General features: G+C 72.6%; 7 protein-coding genes. 1 reads left to right on the top strand and 6 read right to left on the bottom strand.

Translation table 11 applies throughout. The features are described 5' to 3' along the window. Positions 1-76 precede the first annotated feature (76 nt). From HNP44_RS10700 to HNP44_RS10675, 6 genes are all read right to left on the bottom strand, one after another. Positions 77-1,759: an NTP transferase domain-containing protein gene (locus HNP44_RS10700; protein ID WP_259139673.1), complete on the bottom strand. Its 1,683-nt coding sequence runs from the start codon at positions 1,757-1,759 to the stop codon at positions 77-79. Then, a complete protein-coding gene (locus HNP44_RS10695; RefSeq protein WP_259139674.1) occupies positions 1,746-5,660 on the bottom strand; it encodes a bifunctional nitrate reductase/sulfite reductase flavoprotein subunit alpha in 3,915 nt (1,304 codons plus the stop codon). Before HNP44_RS10695 ends, HNP44_RS10700 begins: the two co-directional genes overlap by 14 nt. Positions 5,661-5,886: 226 nt before the next feature. Beyond that, positions 5,887-6,762 (bottom strand): ABC transporter permease, encoded by an 876-nt coding sequence (locus HNP44_RS10690; protein ID WP_259139675.1) that lies wholly within the window; start codon positions 6,760-6,762, stop codon positions 5,887-5,889. Beyond that, positions 6,759-7,604, bottom strand: a complete 846-nt coding sequence (locus HNP44_RS10685) for an ABC transporter ATP-binding protein (protein ID WP_259139676.1) — start codon at positions 7,602-7,604, stop codon at positions 6,759-6,761. The genes HNP44_RS10690 and HNP44_RS10685 overlap by 4 nt, the downstream gene beginning before the upstream one ends. 539 nt (positions 7,605-8,143) lie before the next feature. After that, a complete protein-coding gene (locus tag HNP44_RS10680) occupies positions 8,144-12,589 on the bottom strand; it encodes a non-ribosomal peptide synthetase (RefSeq protein ID WP_259139678.1) in 4,446 nt (1,481 codons plus the stop codon). Next, positions 12,586-18,099, bottom strand: a complete 5,514-nt coding sequence (locus HNP44_RS10675; protein ID WP_259139679.1) for a type I polyketide synthase — start codon at positions 18,097-18,099, stop codon at positions 12,586-12,588. Before HNP44_RS10675 ends, HNP44_RS10680 begins: the two co-directional genes overlap by 4 nt. 394 nt (positions 18,100-18,493) lie before the next feature. On the opposite strand from HNP44_RS10675, the gene ettA reads away from it, so the two are divergent. Next, positions 18,494-20,167 (top strand): energy-dependent translational throttle protein EttA, encoded by a 1,674-nt coding sequence (gene ettA, locus HNP44_RS10670; RefSeq protein WP_259139680.1) that lies wholly within the window; start codon positions 18,494-18,496, stop codon positions 20,165-20,167. Positions 20,168-20,251 lie beyond the last annotated feature (84 nt).

The following is a 20,251-nucleotide window of genomic DNA, read 5'->3' as shown; positions in this document are numbered from 1 at the left end:
GTGTTGCGGGGTTGTGCCGCCGTGTTGCCCGTCGATCACGCCTTCCTCACGGGGCGCGGGAGCAGGACGTGAGGAGTCAGGCGAGCCGTTCGACGAGGTCCCCGCGCCGAGCGCGCGGGGGCACGAGTGCGATTGCTCGGCGCCCGACCGCGTCGCGCAGGTGCGGCGTCGCCACTGTCGCGGGCAGGCGCCACCGGCCCGCGCCGTCGGGCTCGACGGGCAGCATGCGCCACCGGTCGTCGGGGTTGGGATCGGCGAGGGCGAGCAGCTCGGCGGCCCGCGGGGTCTCGTGAAGCAGAGCCGCGCGCAGCGGCCACGCGAGGAGCGCGGCCCCGAGCATCGCCGCCATCGGGTTGCCGCCCAGGCCGAGCACGACCGGGCCGTCAGGCACCGTCGCGACGAGCAGAGAGCCGCCAGGGCGCACGTCCACCCCGTCGATGAGCAGCGTCGCGCCGGCCTCGGCGAGCGCGCCTCGCAGCCGGTCCGCAGCGCCGCGCCCGGTGGCGCCGATGACGGCGACGACGTCGGCGCCGTCGGGCAGGAGGGCCACGCGGAAGGAGGCGGGCGCGTCCGGCAGGTGGTGGCCGCGAAGCACGCGCGCGCCGGACGCCTCGAAGAGCGCGGTGACGGGGCCCCGGGCGGTCTCGGGGAGGCCCGCGCGGCCAGCGGCCCCGACCTCGTCGCCGGAGGTATGCAGGCGGATCCGCACGGGCCCGCGGGCGGAGATCGCGGCGACGCCGGCGGCGCGGGCCAGCGAGACCAGTGATGGGTCGATCGCGGCGCCGGCCGGGGCGAGCGTCGCGCCGGCCGGCCACGCGGAGCCGGTCGACCGGACGTCGTTGCGGAGCCGATCGGTACAGGTCAGGAAGGCGCCGTCCAGTTCGATCTCCTCGTCTCGGACTACCCGGTCGGCACCCGCGGGCAGGCGCGCGCCGGTCGCGATCCGCACCGCTGTCCCGGCCGCGAGCGGCGGGGCGGCGTGCCCCGCCAGCGCGGCGCCGTCGACGGGGCGCCACGGTGCCGGGCCCGCCACGGCCCAGCCGTCCATCGCGGACTGGTCGAAGGGTGGGAACGGCGCGGCCGCGACGAGCGGCTCCGCGAGCACGGCGCCGGGCACCGGTGGCCCGCCGGCCGCAGGGAGCACGGGGAGGACGGAGCGGAGCAGTCGGCGGACCGCAAGCGGAGATCTCTCGGCGCGCGCCAGGTCCTCGGGGGTATCGATGTCGTCGAGCGGAAGGCGCAGTCGGGGCGCATCGGGGGGAAGGATCGCGCGGACGGGCGTGTTCGCGGCGCTGCCGATCCCGGCGAGCGCGGAGCGGAGGGCGGCGGTCTCCCACACGGCCAGCAGGTACTGGGGGCGGCCGTGCGGATCCTCGGCGAGTGCCACCGGTGCTCCGGTCTCGGCCCGGAGCATGGCGAGGCGGGCCAGAGTCGACGGCTCCACCTCGGGCAGGTCCGCGGCGAGAACCGCGACCGTGCGCGCTGCCGCCGGGATCGCCGCGAGCCCCGCGGCGACCGCGGCGAGGGGGCCGCCCCCCGGCGGGTCCTCGCGGACCACGACGACGTGTTCCGGCACGGCGCGGGGCGGGCCCACCACGACCGTCGGCGCCCCGCCGGCCGCGTCGATCGCGGCGTCGAGCAACCGACGGCCGCCGACCACGAGTTCGGGCTTGTCGCGCCCGAGGCGACGGGCATCGCCACCGGCCACGACGACGGCCGCGTCACAGGACGCGGCCGGGTCGTGGTCAGTAGACGTCACGCACGTATCTCCGTTCGGCCGACAGCGCCGCCAGGTAGGCGTCCGCGCTGCGCGGGGCCATGTGGCCGTGTTCGGCGACGATACCCCGCAGAGCCTCGTCCACATCGCGGGCCATGCGCGCCGCATCGCCGCACACGTAGAGGTGCGCGCCGGCGCGGATCCACTCCCATAGTTCGGCGGCGTGCTCACGCATCCTGTCCTGCACGTACACCTTCCGATCGGAGTCCCGGGAGAACGCGGTATCAAGCCGCGTGAGCACGCCGTCGGCGGTCAGCGCGTCGAGCTCCCCGCGGTAGTAGAAGTCGCTGGCCTCGTGCTGCTCGCCGAAGAACAGCCAGTTCGGCCCCGTCGCGCCGCTGCGAGCCCGGTCGTGCAGGAAGCCGCGGAACGGCGCGATGCCGGTGCCCGGGCCGATCATGATCGCCGGCGCGGTTGCGTCCTCCGGCGGCAGGAAGGCGCGAGTCGGCTGCACGAAGACGTCCACCTCGCCGCCGGCATCCAGGCCGGCGAGGTGCGTCGAGCAGGCACCGCCCCGGCGCCTGCCGTCATGGTCGAAGCCGACCACGGAGACCGTGATCGACACCCGGTCGGCGTCCTCGCGCGGGCTCGACGAGATCGAGTACAGCCGCGGAGTGAGCGGTCGCAGGAGCGCCTCCCACTCCGCCGGATCGGCCTCGACCGGGTGCGCGGCGAGCAGGTCGAGCAACTGCCGGCCCCAGGTCCAATCGGCGAATTTGGTGGGCTCGTCGAGGATCCCCCGCAGCTCCTCGCTCACCTGGCAGCGGTCCGCGACGAACCGCAGCAGCTCGGGGGTGATCCGGGTCAGATCCTTGCGGTCGAGGTCCGCGCCGTCGCGCTGGACGCCGGTCCGGGCGCAGAACTCCTCGACGACGGCCCCCGGGTTCACCGGCCAGATCCCCAGTGCGTCACCCGCGCGGTAGGAGAGCGCGGTGGCGGGGAGCTCGAAGGTGAAGCGGCGCACGTCCTTCGCCGAACCGTCGCCGGAGAGCCGCTCGGATTCCAGCAGGCGGGTGCGCAGCGGGTTGGACCGGGAGTGACCGGTCGGTTCGGGCGTCGCCGGCGGCGGCGGCGCGGCCTCCGGATCCAGCGCGGACACCACCGCGCGGAGCCAGGCGGCGGCAGTCTCGGCGTAGTCGGGCTCGCAGGAGGCGCGGGGCGCGAGGCGGGCGCCGCCGAGGTGCTCGAGCCGGGCGTCGAGCTTGCGGGCGAAGCCGCAGAAGTCGGCGTACGAGGGGTCGCCGAAGCCGAGGACGGAGAACCGCAGACCGCCCAGGTCCCCGGGCTCGGCCCCGGCGAGCGCGTCCCACAGCGCAACGCCGTTGTCGGGGGCCTCGCCGTCGCCGGTCGTGGCGACCAGAAACAGCACGGCGCCCGTCAGCTGTGCGGGCGAGATCTGTTCGGCACCGAGAACCGTCGCCGTCATACCTGCGCCGCGCAGTGCCGCGGCGCAGTCCGCAGCGTAGCCCTCGGCCGTGCCCGTTTGCGACGCCCAGACGAGCGTCACCGTCGTGCTGGGGGTCGAGACCCCGGCGGCGGTCGTGCCGAACACGCCCGCCAGGACACCTTCCAGCCAGGCCCGCGCGATCGGCGCGAGCGGGGCGTCGTCGGGCACCGTCGGCACCCCGGACGGTGGTGCGACGCTCAGGCCCGTGAGCAGGCCGCCGAGGTAGCCGGACGCCTCGGCGGTCAGTTCGCCAGGACCCGAGACGTACGGAGCGAGCGCCGCCGCGAGCGGGGACGACGGCACGTCGATCGGGGCAGGCGGGTCTGCCGGGACCGGGGTGAGCGCCACGGCGCTCACCTTGAACTCGGGCTGCAGGGATTCGGGGTCGACGGCGTCGTTGGTCACGGCGTTCACGGCCACGTCCTCTCGGAAGGCGTCGGCGAAGTGCATGGGGGCGAAGCAGACTCCCGGCCGGACGGCGTCGTCCACGGCCACCGGCAGCGTCGCGCCGCCGCGCCGGCTGGAGACCCGTACCTGCGCTCCGTCGGTGAGGCCCCACCGGTTCGCGTCCTCCGGGTGGAGCTGGAGGAAGGGCTCAGGGTTGAGTCGGTTGAGTTTCGCGACCCTCCCCGTCTTCGTCATGGTGTGCCACTGATGTGCGAGGCGGCCGGTGGTGAGGATCAGGGGGTACTCGTCGTCGGGCAGCTCCGCGGGCGGCAGGTACGGCCGCGGGAGGAAGCGCGCCCGCCCCGACGGCGTGGCGAAGACGGGGCCCCGGTCGGGGTTCTCGGGGTCCAGGTAGCGGATCGGATTCCGGTCGGGCCCGCCCGGCGCCGCGGGCCACTGCACGGGGCCGCCGGCAAGCCGCGCGTGGTCGACCCCGCGCACGTCCCAGCCGGTCCGTGGATTGTGGAAGGCCTTGAGCTCCTCGAAGACGGCCGCGGCGTCGGGGTAGTCGAAGTCGGCGCCGTGACCGAGCTCGGCGGCGATCAGGCAGATCAGCTTCCAGTCGGGCAGTGCGTCGCCGGGCGGCGGCGTCGCGGCGGCGGTGCGGGTAAGGGAGCGTTCCGAGTTGACCATCACCCCGTCGGCCTCGGCCCAGAGCGCGGCGGGCAGCACGACGTCCGCGTACTCCGCGGTCTCGGTGCCGGTGTACGCGTCCTGCACGACCACCAGCTCCGCCGACCGCAGGGCGTCGATCACGGTGGACCGGTTGGCCATCGACGCCGCCGGATTGCTGCAGATGATCCACGCGGCCTTGATGTTCCCGGCCGCCAGTTCCCGGTACATCTCGACGGTGCCCTGGCCGGCCTCGGCGCGGATCGTCCCGTCGGGCAGGCCCCACAGGGCCTCCGTGCGGGCGCGGTCGCCGTCGTCGAGCACGGAGCGCTGGCCGGGCAGGCCCGGACCCATATAGCCCATCTCGCGGCCGCCCATCGCGTTCGGCTGGCCGGTGAGGCTGAACGGGCCCGAGCCGGTGCGGCAGATCGCGCCGGTGGCGAGGTGCAGGTTGCACAGCGCGATGGTGTTCCAGGTGCCGTGGGTGGACTGGTTCAGGCCCATGGTCCACAGACTGGTCCAGTTCGCGGCGCCGGCGATGAGCTCGGCCGCGCGTTCGATGTCGGCCGAGTCGAGTCCGGTGATCTCGGCGACGCGGTCCACCGGGTAGTCCTCGAGGAAGGCGGGCATGGCGTCCCAGCCCTCGGTGTGCGCGTCGACGAACTCCCGGTCGACGGCGCCGCGGGCGACGAGCTGCGCGAGCAGGCCGTTGAGCAGCGCGAGGTCGGTGCCGGGGCGGATCGGTAGGTGCAGGTCGGCCTTCGCCGCGGTCGCGGTGCGCCGCGGATCGACCACGATCAGCTTCGCTCCCGCCTTGACCCGGTCCATCATGCGCAGGAACAGGATCGGGTGGCAGTCGGCCATGTTGGCGCCGGTGACGAGGAAGACGTCGGCGTGATCCAGATCGTCGTAACTGCCGGGCGGTCCGTCGGAACCGAGGGACTGCTTGTAGCCCGTTCCCGCGCTCGCCATGCACAGTCGGGAGTTGGACTCGATCCACTTGGTGCGCAGGAAGCCCTTCGCCAGCTTGGTCGCGAGGTACTGCGCCTCCAGCGTCATCTGCCCACTCACGTACAGGGCGATCGCATCGGGTCCGTGCTCGTCCCGGATCTCCCGCAGGCGCCGTCCGGTCGCCGCGATCGCGTCTGCGAGCTCGACGGTGCCGCGCGGCCCGTCCCGGTGCTCGCGGAGTTCGGCTCGGGCCTGCCTGCCGCCGGCGGTAAGCAGGTCGACGGTGGTGGTGCCCTTGGTGCACAGCCGCCCGCGATTCGCGGGGTGGTGCTTGGTTCCGACCGAGCCGGTGACGGCACCGTCGCGCACTTGCAGGGTGAGGCCACAGCCCACCCCGCAGTACCCGCACACCGTCTCCACATCCATGGCGCCCACGGTGCCCGCGCGGTGTTTCCGGGTTCGGGCCGCATTGTTACGGCGACGTGACCTGCTGCGCGCCGCGCCGCGCCGACTGAAGTGAGACGGATCGGAGGGACGGCGCGCACTGGGATGACACGCCGGAACTGTACGACCGGTCTCTGATGATGCGGGCCCGGCAGCCGAGCACGGGGACAGGCCTCGGCTGTGGCCATTCCAGCTGCGCGCGGTCCGCTCATCCGATCCTGCGGCCGATGCGCCAGGCGCCGAGGAGGACGAAGACGGTGAACAGGCCGGCGAACAGCGCCCAGATAGCCCAGGCCGGGACGTGCGCGGACGCGATGTACGGCAGGAGCCCGTACTCCGCTTCGGCCGTCGCACGAGCAGGCTCGGAGGATCCGACGAGCGCGTCGAGCGGACCGCGGGTGAACGGCCCGCGCATCAGGGTCGCAGACTGGTTCAGCGGGAGGACGTTCATGAAGGTCACCACGCCGCTCGGCAGGGCGCCGACGGTGATGTAGGCGCCCGCCAGGAAACCGCCCGCCGTGCCCACGATCGTCGCGACCGAGGTGAACACGCCGGCAGAACCGATGAACGTGACCACGAAGCTCCAGATCGCGGAGAACAGCAGGCAGAAGCCGACCAGCTGCGCCAGGGCCTGCGTGAACGCGCCCACCGACAGCGCTGCCGAGTGGACGATGCCGAGGTAGAGGTCCGCGAGCACGAACACCGTGGTGCTCAGGGCAGTCGACACGACGAAGGCGCCGAGCAGATAGCTCAGGATCAGCTGAAACCGGCTGATCGGCGAGACCAGGAAATCGCGGAAGACATTGCCCACCCGGTCGTTCACGAACACCACCAGCGCAGACAGACTGGTCGTGGCGGTGGTGATCATCACCAGGTTGGCGATCACCCAGGAGTAGACGAACGTGTCGACGTCGTCGGCGTTGGCGGTGGGCAGGGACTTCTGCAGTGCGTCAGTCTGCACGCCGCCGAGGAAGGCGGAGAACAGCACGAACAGGATGATGGGCGAGAGCAGGGAGAAGAACACCGCCGCCGGGTCCCGGAAGAAGACGACGACGTTGCGCCGGGTCAGGTTCGCGAGCGTCATCGCGCACCTCCCCGAGTGATGGCGAGGAAGACGTCGTCCATCGTGCCGTGTCGGAACTCGAAATCGTCGATGTCGGAGTCGAAGTCGCGAAGGAGCGCCCTGGCCTCGCCGCTGGACTCGACGGTGATCCTCCGCTCGGTGCCGTTGCGCCGCGCTCGGGGGCCGTAGCGCTGGTCGAAGCGCCGCGGGTCCCGCAGCGTGACCCGCAACTCGTCCTTCGCGTGAGCGCTCCGCAGCTCCGTCGGCGTTCCCGCCGTGACGATCCGGCCGTGGTCGATGATCGCGACGCGGTCGGCGCGCTCAGCCTCCTCCATGTAGTGCGTGGTAAGGAAGACGGTGAGCCGCAGCCGCTTCTGCAGGTCGAGAATCGTCGACCACACGCGGTCGCGCGAGTCCGGGTCCAGACCGGTCGTCGGCTCGTCGAGGAACAGGATGCCGGGCTGGTGGATCAGGGCCCGCGCGATGTCGGCGCGCCGCTTCTGCCCGCCCGACAGCGCCTTGTACCTGCGCGTGAGGAACTCCTCTAGCCCGAGCAGCGACGACAGCCCAGCGATCCGCTCCTTCGTTGTCTTCGCATCGATGCCGTAGAAGGTCGCCCGCAGCGCCAGGTTCTCCCGGACGGACAACACCGGATCCAGAAGGGACTCCTGGAAGACCACGCCGATGGCGCGCCGGATCTCGAGGTCCTGCTTTCCCACCTGCATTCCGGCGACGAGGATCTCGCCCGACGTGATCGACTTGAGTGTGGTGATGCAACTGATCGTCGTCGATTTGCCCGCGCCATTGGTGCCCAGGAAGGCGAATGTGCTGCCGCCCGCCACGTCGAAGGAGACTCCGTCCACCGCGCGTACGTCGCCGTAGCTCTTGACCAGGTTCCGGACGCTGATGACCGGCGGAGCGCCGGGTCCCGTGGCGGCACGGGGGAGGCCACCGGGGGTGGGCCGCGGCGGCCCCGCGGGCCGGGGTGCTGGTGCGGCGGGAGCCGGCGGCAACGCGGGCGGCCGATCGGGTGCCTGTGGCGCTCGTCTGCTCGTCGGGTTCAACGGCCCCTGCGGCCCGTGCGGCCCCTGCGGCGCCTGGGGCCCGAGCGGACGGGCGGACGGGACCGGAGGTGCGGTTGCGCCCGGCGCTGCGGCTGCGGCGGGCCGCGACGGCGGCGGGGACACACGGGACGCACCGGGCGGCGCGGGGCGAGCGGGACCCGAGGGGAGCGGTCGCGCCACGGTCGGTATGGGCCGGGAAGCAGACAGCGCCGGGCGGGACGCTCTCATCCGACCGGTGGTCAGCATCGGCGGGTTGGCGGTCGGCGCGGGTGTCCGGCGGCGCCGCTCGCGGAGCGTCGTCGTGGTTCGCTCCACGGGGTCGCGCGGCGTCGAACCGTTCATGAGGCCGCGCTCTCGGGGAGGTCGAGGGACGACGGCGCGGGGAGGTAGCCGCAGTCGATGAACCAATCGAAGTAGCGTCGCAGCAGCGCGCCGTCGATCGGCGGGCAGACGATGCCGGTGTCCGCGAGGCCGTCCCGCACGTTCGCGTCGTCGAACGTTGCATCGGGCATGTTGTCCAGCGGTGTCGCCGAGAGGAACGGCGCCAGGGCGGCGGCCGTCTCGTCGCCGTCGCGTTCGGCGAGGTCCGCGGCGCGCTCGCACCACTGGCCGAACGGCAGTTCCTCGCCTGCGTAGCCGAAGTCGGACATCCAGCGCACCAGGTCCGGCACGGCCACGGTCTCGGACGAGACGACGTGGAACGTGCGCCCCGCGAGTCGCTGCTGCCGCGCCAGGTGCGCGATCGCGCCGACCACGTAGTCGACGGGGGTGATGTCGGTCGACATGTCCATCGTCGGCGCCGCGCCCAGGGCGATGCCGAGCCGGATCGTCTGCCACAGGAAGTCGGAGAGCTGGCACGCCCCGGAGCGGCTGTGGCCGGCGACGCGGCCGGTGCGGTAGACGTACGTCGGCACACCGCGCGATCGGGCCTCGAAGACGAGCTGCTCGCCCACCCACTTGGACTGGGTGTAGCCGAAGGTGAAGCGCGGGTCCTGGACCGGGCTGCGGTCGTCCTCTGCGAAGACGGTGTCCTGCGGATAGGAGAACCGTGAGAAGACGTACGTCGTCGAAACGAAGTGCACGGGCTTGACGGGGCCGTCGCAGGCGAGCGCGAGCACCTGCACCGTGCCGTCGACGTTCGCGGACTTCAGCGTCGGATACGGCCGCAGGAAGTTCACGTCGGCCCCGCAGTGCATGATGCCGTCCGCGGTGGCGGCCAGCTCCGCCCAGGCGGTGTTGTCGAGGCCGAGCCGGGGTCGCATCAGATCGCCCGGCACCGCGACGATCCGGGCGGCGTAGGCGTCGCGCCAGATCCCGTAGTCGCGCATCGTCGTCCGGATCCTGTCGAAACCCTCCTCGGGCGAGCCGGCGCGGACCAGGCAGTGCATGGTCGCCGACGAGGTGTCCAGCAGCTCCGCGAGCAGGAACGCGCCGACGAAGCCTGTCGCGCCAGTGACGAACAGGTTCCGCGGGTCCGTGACGCTGCGCACCGGCGCGCCCGGTGCGGGCCGGATGTGCTCGGGCAGAACGACCTCGTCGGCGAGGACCAACGGGCTCTCGAAACCCGCGCCGCCCTGCTCAAGGATCGCCGCCAGTCGTTCGATGGTGAGCTCGCCCGCGAAGAGGGCGGGCAGCGGCACCACTCGGCCGAGCTTCTCCCGCACCCGGAAGACCAGCTTCGTCGCGAGCAGCGAGTGGCCGCCGAGGAGGAAGAAGTCGTCGCGGACCCCGGGCGCTGCCTGCAACGACAGCAGGTCGGTCCAGATCGCGGTGAGGTCGCGCTCCAGATCGGTCCGGGCGGCGACGTACTCGGTGCCGCTTGCGGCGGCCAGGGCCACGGGTGCACCGCCGGTGGCGGCGAGGGCCTTGCGGTCGATCTTGCGGTTCGGCGTCAGCGGGAAGGCGTCGACGACGGCGAACGCGCTCGGCACCATGTACGGCGGCAGCGTCTCCCGGAGGCTCGCGAGCAGGGCACCGGTGTCGCCCAGGCGTTCCGCCTCGCATTCGAGGTAGGCGGTGATCGCGGCACCGGCCGAGTCCACGGCGGCGATCGCGCGGACGCCGGGCAGCGCGGTCTCGAGCGCGCTCTCGATCTCGCCCAGTTCGACGCGGAAGCCGCGCACCTTCACCTGGGTGTCGATCCGGCCGCCGAACTCGATCCGTCCGTCGCGGAATCGACGCACCAGATCGCCCGTCCGGTAGGCGCGGACGGGCTCCGGCCCGGCCAGCGTCACGAACCGGTCGTTGGTGAGCTCGGGGCGCGCGTGGTAGCCGAGGGCGACGCCGTCGCCGATGATGCACAGCTCGCCGAACACCCCGTCGGGCACGGGGGCGGCGGTGGCGTCCGCGACCACGATTCCGGTGCCGCGGATCGGGTGGCCGATGGGGATCGCACCCGCGGCGACGTCGGCCTCGGTGACTCGGTGCACCGTCGACCAGATGGTGGTCTCGGTGGGGCCGTACATGTTCCACAGCTCGTCGGCGCTGGACAGGAGCCGCCCCGCGAGCACGGCGGGCATCGCCTCGCCGCCGCACAGTGCCCGCAGCCCGCGCGTGCCGGACCAGCCGGTGTCGAGCAGCAGGTGCCACGTGGTGGGCGTGGCTTGCATGACGGTGACGGCGTGTTCGTCGAGGAGCGCCGCGAGCCGGTCGCCGTCGCGGGCGTCGTTGCCGTCGGCGATGACGACCCGTGCTCCGGTGGCGAGCGGGAGCAGCAGTTCGAGGATCGCGATGTCGAAGGACGGGCTCGTCACGGCCAGCAGCGTGTCCGACGGTGCCATGCCCGGCTCGGCGCGCATCGCCTCGAGGAAGGTGACGACGTTGCGGTGCGAGACCCGCACGCCCTTAGGGCGTCCCGTGGAGCCGGAGGTGTACAGCATGTACGCGGTGCGAGTCGCGGGGTCCTCCGTCGACGGGGCCGGGGCCGACCCGGCGGGCGCGTTGGCGACGTGGGTCGCGTCGATCCACGGCAGGTTCAGGCCCGGCACCTCGGCCACGTTCCCGGCCGTGGTGATCAGCGCCGGGATGCCCGCGTCGGCGCAGATGAATTCGAGGCGCTCGGCCGGATAGGCGGGGTCGAGCGGCACGAAGGAATAGCCGGCCCGGAGCGTCGCGAGCATGGCGACGACGACTTCCGCCGACCGCGGGAGGAGCAGGCCCACCGGCGTCTGCGGCGGCGCATCGAGGCGATCGGCGATCCGGGCGGCGAGCCGCTCGACCCGGGCGTCCAACTCGGCGTACGTGATCCGCTCCGCACCGGCGACGATCGCGGTGCGGTCGGCGGAACCGCCTGCCGCGGCGAGCACGTACTCGTCGAGCGCGGGGGTGGCGGGCTGCGGGGCGGGCAGGTCGGCCGGGACCGGGAAGGTCGAGAGCGGCAACGTCGAGATCTCGGTTCCCGTAGGGGACCCGGTCGCGGTCACCGCCTCGAGCGCCGCGACGAACGAGTCGATCAGCGCGTCGGCGGTCTCCTGGTCGAACAGGTCCGCCGCGACGTCGAGAGTGCCGGTCATCGTGGTGGGCGTGGTGGTGACGTTCAGCAGCACGTCGAACTTGGCGCAGCCGTTGTACAGGTCGCGCAGATGCATCTCGGGCGCGCTGCGGTCCTCCTGCATGTTGAGGATCGCCTGGAACAGCGGCGGGCGCGCGGGGTCGCGGCCGAGATCGAGCGCCGAGAGCACGCGGTCGAAGCGCGCGTCCTGATGCGTGAAGCATTCGCGCACAGTGGTATTTACCTGAGTGAGCAGGCCCTTGACCGTCTCGCCCGGCTCGAGCGCGACGGGCAGCGCGAGCGTGTTGAGGAACGGGCCGATCACCTGTTCAGACCCCGGCTGGGAGCGCTGCGCAACGGGAACGCCGACGACGACGCTGTCCTGCGCGGACCAGCGGCCCAGGACCACCGCGTACGCGCCGAGCACCGTCACGAAGGGGGTGACGCCGTGCTCGGCGCTGAACGTGCGGATCGCCGCGGTCTGCTCGGCCGTGAGCGCGAACTCGGTCCGGCGGCCGCGGTAGGCCTGACGGGCCGGGCGGGGGTGGTCCGTCGGGAGGGTCAGCGCGGTCGGCGCACCGTCGAGCCGCTCGGTCCAGTAGGCGATATCCGCGGCGTCGGCGTCCGCCTCCGCGCGCTCCCGCTCCCAGAGCGCCACGTCGGCGTACTGGAACGGGACCTCGGGGAGTTGCTGCAGCCGGCCGACGAGCCGGCCCGTGGCGAGTCGACCCAGCTCGGCGAAGAGGATGCCGGTGGAGTAGCCGTCGGCCACCATGTGGTGCAGCGTGATCTGCACCCACGTGCCGCCGGAGGCGCTGCGCGCTAGGGTCGCCCGCAGCAGCGGCTCGCGGGCGATGTCGAAAGGAGTCCGTGCGTCCTCGCGGAACCGGTCCCACATCCGCTCGTCGTCGACACCGTCGAGGAACGCGACCTCGGGCCGCTCGGCGGGTGCGATCAGGGCGACCGGCTCGCCGTCCTCCATGCCGAACCGCGTGCGCAGCACCGGGTGCCGCGCGATCACCTCGGCCAGGCAGTCGGTGAAGACGTCGAGGGGGACGTCGATCGGCAGCCGAGCGACGCCGGACATGACGTGCATGGTCGTGCCGGGGTGGAACTGCTCCAGGAACCACATGTTCTCCTGTGTGGCCGAGAGCCGCACCGCGTCGCCCTCGCGCACGCGGCGCGTGATCGGCGCCGCGGCGGGCACGGCCGACGGAGCCTTCCCGAGCCGGGCCAGGAGGGCGCGGCGCTGGGCGGGACTGAGCGCCGCCAGGCGGTCTTCGATCTCGGTCATCGGGGGCCTCCGGCGTTGGGTTCGGTGGTCTCGGACTGGGCGAGCAGGGCAGCGACGGCCTCGTCGTCGAGGTCCGCGAGCAGGGACGCGAGGTCGTCGACCTCGGCGTCGGGTTCGATGTCGCCCGAGGAGAAGTCGAGGGTGGCGAGCAGCTCGGCGGCGATCGTCGCCACCGTCGCGCCGTCGAGGAGGAAGGCGATCGACGGGGCGGCGCGGAACTGCTGCTCCACGCGGATCCGCAGCTCGGTGGCGAGCATCGAGTCCACGCCCAGACGGCCGAGCGGCTCGTCGTCGGGGATGTGTTCCTCCGCCATCCGCAACACGCGGGACACGGTGAGCCGCACCCCGTCCGCGGCGATCGGCGCGCGGTCGTCCGCCGCGGCGGAGCCGAGCCGCTCGAGGATCGACTCGGCGTCGCCCTCCTCGTCGCCCTCCGCCCGGCCCAGGTGGGCGACGAGGGTCGGGGTGAGCGCGTAGCTCTCGATCACGGTGGGCCAGTGCGCCGACACCACTCCCTGCTGCACCTCGCCGGAGCCGAGTAGCTCCGCGAGGAGGTCCATGCCCGTCACGGGGTCGATGAGGTCGATACCGCGCTGCCCGTACAGCTCGCGGAGGCCGAGGCTGGCGATCATCCCGGCGTCCCACGGGCCCCAGTTGATCGACAGCGCCGGCAGCCCCTGCGCCCGGCGGTAGTGGGCCAGCGCGTCCAGGAAGGCGTTGCCGGCGGCGTAGTTGCCCTGACCCGGTGAAGGAATGACCGCGGAGATCGACGAGAAGAGGGCGAAGAAGTCGAGCGGCTCGCCGGCCGTCGCCTCGTGCAGCGCCCAGGCCCCCAGCACCTTGGGCCGCACCACTCGCTCGACCTGTTCCTGCGTCATCCGCACGAGGATCTGGTCGTCCACCGCGCCGGCGGAGTGGATCACGCCCCGCAGTGCGGGCACGCCGCCCGACCGCAGCCGTTCGAGGCACGCGGCGAGGGCTGCGGCGTCCGTGACGTCCACCGCCACGACGTGCACGGTCGCGCCCGCCGCCTCCGCGGTGCGGACCGCGACGACGGCGTCGCGCTGTGCGGGATCGGTGAGGTCGTCCCAGGTCGCCCGCGCCGGGAGGCCTGAACGGCTGGTCACGATCAGGTGGCCCGCGCCGCGCTCCGCGAGCGCGACGAGCACCAGTCTGCCGAGCGCGCCGAGGCCGCCCGTCACGAGGTAGGCGCCGTCGGGGCGCATCCGGGCCGGGATCCGACCGCCGGACCGGGCCGACGGGTACAGGCGCGCGACCAGCCTCGTGCCGTCGCGGAAGGCGACCTGGTCCTCGTCGCTGCCGGTGACGGTGAGCTCGTCGAACAGCATCGCGGCGCTGCCCTCTCGGTCGCCCGGATCGAGGTCCACGAGTCGGGCCTGCAGCCCGCTCAGCTCGTGGTGCAGGACCCGGCCGACGCCGAGCATCGTGGACTGCAGCAGCCCCGCCGCGGACACGCCGCCCGCGACGGGCTGCGCGCCGTCGGTGACGAGGAAGGTCGGTGCCGCCACGCCGCGCTGCTCGAGCTCGGCCGCGAGGTGCATCACGGAGAGGACCGCCTCGTGTGCGGTCCAGCGCAGCGGGTCGGCCGCGTCGGGGGAGGCGTCGAGCGACCACAGGTGGACGATGCCCCGCAGGCCCGCGTCGGGGACGGCGCGGTCCAGGGCGGCGGCCAGGGCCGCGCGGTCAGCGGGCGGAACGGCACCGTCGGCGGCACCCGCGTGGAGCAGCACCGGGGTGCCGCCCGCCGCGGTCAGGCGGTCGGCGAGGCGGTCGGCGACATCGGTGCGGTCCGCGAGGAGCAGCCACGTGCCCTCGGCGGATGTGCGCTCGGCGTCGTCCGCGGGCTGCGGCTCCCACGCCTCTTCGTACACCCATTCGGTGCCCACGCGCTGCGGCGCCGCGGCGGCGTCGCCGAGGATCCGGACGGTGAAGCCCTCCACCTCGGCGAGGACCCGGCCGTCGTCGCCGGCGAGGATCACGTCGCCGCTGATCGTGGCGGGGTCGGGCGAGGTCCGGGCGGTGGCCCGGGCGACGACGGGGCCCTCTGGCCGGGCGTGGATCACCACGCGGTCGACGCCGACGGGCATGAGCTTGGCGCCCTCCGCGCGTTGGAAGGCCAGCGGTAGCAGCAGCTGGAAGGCCGCGTCGAGGACGCTCGGCTCGAGGATCGGCGCGCGATCCGCCACCGGCTCGGCGGCGACGGCGCGGATCCGCGCGGACGCCGCGCCGTCGCCGACGGTCACGTCGTACAGCAGGCGGTACGCGGGCCCGTAGGCGAAGCCGGCGTCGCGGAAGCGCTCGTACAGCGCGTCCTCGTCGATGCGCGTCCCCGCGACGGGGGCGACCTCGGCGTGGGGTGCGATCGACGGCGCGGGCCGCAGCGTCGCGGTCGCGTGCCGCGCCCAGCGGCCGGCGCCGGGCACCTTGCCGTGAATCGCGATCCGCCCGGAATCGGCGTCGAGGCTGGTATCGACCAGGTAGGTCCCGCCGCCGTGCATCAGCGCGGTCTCGAATGCGACGCCCTGCAAGGTGCACGCCGTGGCGCCGTACTCGTCACGCGCGACCTCCGCCGCGATCTCAAGGAACCCGGCGCCGGGGAACAGCGTCGCGCCGTGCACCACATGGTCGGCGAGGGACCGCGGCGCCGTGCCGTCCAGCAGGCGCCGCCAGCCGGGCAGGGCACCGTCGGATCGGTTGCCCAGATAGGGCTCGACGGTGTCCGCCAGCCGCTCCCGTCGCCCGGCATCGCCCTCGGACCAGTACCGGCCCGTCTGCCACGGGTAGGCGGGGAGCGACCGCATCGGTGCGCGCGGCACGAGCGGGGAGAAGTCCACGTCGACGCCCCGGACCCACAATTCCGCCAGTGCAGCGGCGAAGGATTCGGCGTCCTCGCCGTCGCGGCGCAGCGACGCGACCGTCGTCGCCGACTGCCCGCGGGCGGCGGCGACCTCCGCGATCGCGCGGCCCACCACCGCCGTGGGGCCGATCTCCAGGAAGGTCACGGCACCGGGGTGATTCGGCCCGCTCGCTCCGCTCCCGGCGCCACCGTCGATCATCGCGCCGGCGGCGGCACCGAACAGCACCGGACGGCGGATGTTGCGCCACCAGTACTCGGCGTCGTGCGGAGCCGATCCGTCCATCGGGACGCGGGCGCCGGTCACCGTCGAGTAGAGCGGGATCGACGGTGCACCGGGGGCGAGTCCGGCGAGGACGGTGCGGAGTTCCGCCTCGAGCGGGTCCATGGCGCGGCTGTGGTACGGGACGTCGCCGGGAACGAGGCGCGCGAAGACGCCGTCCGCGCCGAGCCGTTCCGCGAGCGACTCCAGGACAGGGAGCGCGCCGACCAGGGCGACCGACTCGGGGCTGTTGATCGCAGCGAACTCGACCTCGCCGCGCGCGACCTCGGGCAGATCCCGCGCCGCGGCCTCGCCGAGCGCGACGGCCAGCAGCCGGCCGCCCCCGCTCGCCGTGTGCTGGAGGCGGGCGCGGTGCACAATAACGGTGATCGCGTCGTCGAAGGTCATAGCCCCGGCCTCCAGCGCGGCGGCGACCTCGCCCGCGCTGTGCCCCACGATGAGATCGGGCCGGACTCCGAACGACTCCCACAGCCGAGTCAGCGCACACTGCACACCGAAGTTCGCGATCTGCGCGACCACGGACTCCTGCATGCGGGACGCCGATTCCGGGGCCAGCAGCTCGGCCGTGAGCGACCAGCCGGCGAGCGGCGTGATCGCGGCGTCACAGCGCTCGATCGCGGCGCGGAAGACGGAATTGTTCTGCAGCAGGCCGCGGGCCATACCCCACCACTGCGGGCCCATGCCGGTGTAGACGAAGGCGAGGGGGCGGGCGCCGGCGAGTGCGGAACCCATGCGGACGGCCTGGTGCGGGACACCGGCGGCGGCGGTGCGCAGCGCATCCTCGGCTTCGGTCGCGTCGGCGGCGATCACCGCGAGCCGCGCGGCGCGGTGGGCACTGCGCCGGTGCGCGAGCGCCCCGGCCAGCGGGGCCGAGCCCTCGGCCGCCGCGACCCCGACGTAGGCGGCGGCGAGGTGTGCGAGGGCGTTCTCGCTGCGTGCCGCGAGCGGGAGCACGACCGCCACCCCGTCGCGCACGCCGTCCGCGGGCACCACCGGGGCGCGCGTCTCGACGGGGACGGACTCGAGGATCGCGTGCGCATTGGTGCCGCCGAAACCGAACGAGTTGACCCCGGCGCGCAGCGGGCCGTCGGGCCGGAGCGGCGTGGACTCGGTGGCGACCCGGATCCGCAGCTTATCGAGGTCGATGGCGGGATTGAGTGTGTCGAGGTGCAGGTGCCGCGGCACACGCCGGTGGGCGAGCGCGAGGGCGGACTTGATGAATCCGACGACGCCCGCCGCGGCCTCGAGATGCCCCAAATTCGTCTTCACCGAGCCGATCACCAGCGGGCGGTCCGCCGGGCGGCCCGCGCCGTAGATCTCGCCGATCGCGGTGGCCTCGATCGGATCGCCGACGGGGGTGCCGGTGCCGTGCGCCTCCACGTAGTCGACGGAGTCCGCGGCGATACCGGCGCGGGCGAGCGCAGCCTCGATGGCGCGCTTCTGGCTGTCGCCGTTGGGCACCGTGATGCCGTTCGTGCGCCCGTCCTGGCTGACCGCGGTGCCGAGCACCGTCGCGTAGACCCGGTCGCCGTCGGCACGTGCCTGCGCGAGGGGCTTGAGCACGACGAGCGCGGCGCCCTCGCCGCGGACGTAACCGTTAGCCGCCGCGTCGAACGCACGCGAAGTGCTGGTGGGGGAGAGGAAGCCGCCCGTGGAAGCGGCGACGGTGAAGTTCGGACTGAGCATCAGGTTGACGCCGCCAGCGAGGGCGAGGTCGCTCTCGCCGTTCCAGATCGACTGGCAGGCCAGGTGGATCGCGACCAGCGACGACGAGCACGCCGTGTCGACGGACATGCTGGGCCCGAGCAGGTCGAAGGCGTGCGAGATGCGGTTGGACAGCATCGTCATCACGACACCGGTCGCAGTGTGCGCGGCGACCGTCGGTGGCTCCGCGGCGGACGTGGAGAACTGCATCTGGCTGTAGTCGAGGGTGAAGCCCCCGGTGAAGACCGCGGTCTGCGAGCGCTCGAGCTCCTCGGCGCGCAGCCCGGCGTCCTCGATGGATTCCCACGCGACCTCAAGGAGGAGCCGTTGCTGCGGGTCCATCGAACTCGCCTCGATCGGGGAGATCCCGAAGAAGGCCGGGTCGAACTCGTCGACCGGGTCGGTGAGGAAGCCGCCGCGGCGCACCCGGCTCTTGCCCGGCGTGCGCTCGGACTCGTAATACCGGTCCGTGCTCCACCGACCGGCGGGGATGTCGACGATCGCATCGCGCTCCTCGTCGAGCAGCTTCCAGAAGTCCTCTGCGGAGCGCACACCGCCCGGCAGGCGGCATCCGATGCCGACGACGGCGATCGGCTCGCGGTGTGCCGGTTCTCCGCACACCCGGGTTTCACTTACCTCATTCCTCACGACGAATCCCCTATCCCCTGTGGACGATTGCGGTCCGACGGGCGCTCCCCAGCGACCGTGCTCCTACTGTGTCGTTCGGTCCTTAAGGCCCGCTTGTTACGGGCCAGTCGACGCGGGGGGCCGCCGGCGAGCGCAGGCCGTCCGGTGGCGGGGGCCAGTCGCCGTGGCGCTCGACGCGTCGCCGCATGAGTCAATCCCGGTGGGGAGCGCGTCGCGCGAGTGGCCGAGTACTCGATTCCCGGGCGGTGCGCTACCCGGTCCACCGCGCGTGCACTGCGTGGTCGCGTGCGCTCGCCCCGGTCTGGTACCCGTCCGCGGGTGCCGGTCGGTAGGCTGGAGTCGTTTGCCCCCGGCACACCGGTGGGTCGTTTTCGCGTGAGAGCAGGCAGGGACTGTGGCTGAGTTCATCTACACCATGAAGAAGGTGCGTAAGGCGCACGGCGACAAGGTCATTCTCGATGACGTGACGATGTCGTTCTACCCGGGCGCGAAGATCGGCGTGGTCGGACCGAACGGCGCGGGCAAGTCGTCGATCCTCAAGATCATGGCCGGCCTCGACCAGCCGTCGAACGGCGAGGCCTTCCTGGACCCGGACGCCACCGTCGGCATCCTGATGCAGGAGCCGAAGCTCGACGAGACCAAGACGGTCAAGGAGAACGTCGAGGACGGCCTCGGCCAGACGATGGTCAACCTGCGCCGCTACAACGAGGTGGCCGAGCTGATGGCCACCGACTACACCGACGAGCTGATGGAGGAGATGGGTCAGCTGCAGGAGCAGTTGGACGCCGTCGACGCTTGGGAGGTGGACTCGCAGATCGAGCAGGCCATGGACGCCCTGCGCTGTCCGCCGGCCGACTCGTCGGTCGAGAACCTCTCCGGTGGCGAGAAGCGCCGCGTCGCGCTGTGCAAGCTGCTGCTCAGCAAGCCCGACCTGCTGCTCCTCGACGAGCCCACCAACCACCTGGACGCCGAGTCGGTGCTCTGGCTGGAGCAGCACCTCGCGAGTTACCCGGGCGCCGTCCTGGCCGTGACCCACGACCGGTACTTCCTGGACCACGTCGCGCAGTGGATCTGCGAGGTCGACCGCGGCAAGCTGCACCCGTACGAGGGCAACTACTCCACCTACCTGGAGAAGAAGGCCGAGCGCCTCGAGGTGCAGGGCAAGAAGGACCAGAAGCTGCAGAAGCGGCTCAAAGAGGAACTCGCCTGGGTGCGCTCCGGCGCCAAGGCCCGCCAGACCAAGAACAAGGCGCGCCTCGAGCGCTACGACGAGATGGCGGCCGAAGCCGAGAAGCACCGCAAGCTCGACTTCGAGGAGATCCAGATCCCCACGCCGCCGCGCCTGGGCAACGTGGTCGTGGAGGTCTCGAACCTCGACAAGGGGTTCGACGGCCGCGTCCTGATCAAGGACCTGTCGTTCACCCTGCCGCGCAACGGCATCGTCGGCGTCATCGGCCCCAACGGCGTCGGCAAGACGACCCTGTTCAAGACCATCGTCGGCCTGGAGAGCCCGGACTCGGGCGACGTGAAGGTGGGAGAGACGGTCAAGCTCAGCTACGTCGACCAGAACCGCGCCAACATCGACCCGAAGAAGTCCGTCTTCCAGGTGGTCTCGGACGGGCTCGACTACATCACCGTCGGCCAGAACGAGATGCCCGCTCGCGCCTACGTGAGCGCGTTCGGCTTCAAGGGACCGGACCAGCAGAAGCCCTCGGAGGTGCTCTCGGGCGGTGAGCGCAACCGCCTGAACCTGGCGCTCACCCTCAAGGAGGGCGGCAACCTCATCCTCCTCGACGAGCCGACCAACGACCTGGACGTCGAGACCCTCTCCAGCCTGGAGAACGCGCTGGAACAGTTCCCCGGCTGCGCCGTGGTGATCTCCCACGACCGCTGGTTCCTGGACCGCACCTGCACGCACATCCTGGCCTGGGAGGGCAACGTCTCCGAAGGGCAGTGGTTCTGGTTCGAGGGCAACTTCGAGGCGTACGAGGCGAACAAGATTGAGCGCCTCGGCGCGGAGGCGGCGCGCCCGCACGCGGTGACGCACCGCAAGCTCACGCGCGACTGAGATCGAGCGCAGCGACGAAGCCCGCGACCGCACTGGTCGCGGGCTTCGTCGTCATTACTGGCGCGTAGCCCCCCTCCCGGTCGT

Source organism: Tsukamurella ocularis (assembly GCF_024807615.1).
GTDB classification, from domain to species: Bacteria; Actinomycetota; Actinomycetes; order Mycobacteriales; family Mycobacteriaceae; genus Tsukamurella; species Tsukamurella ocularis.
Note: the sequence above shows the minus strand (reverse complement) of the source record. Positions and strands in the feature narration are given on the sequence as shown.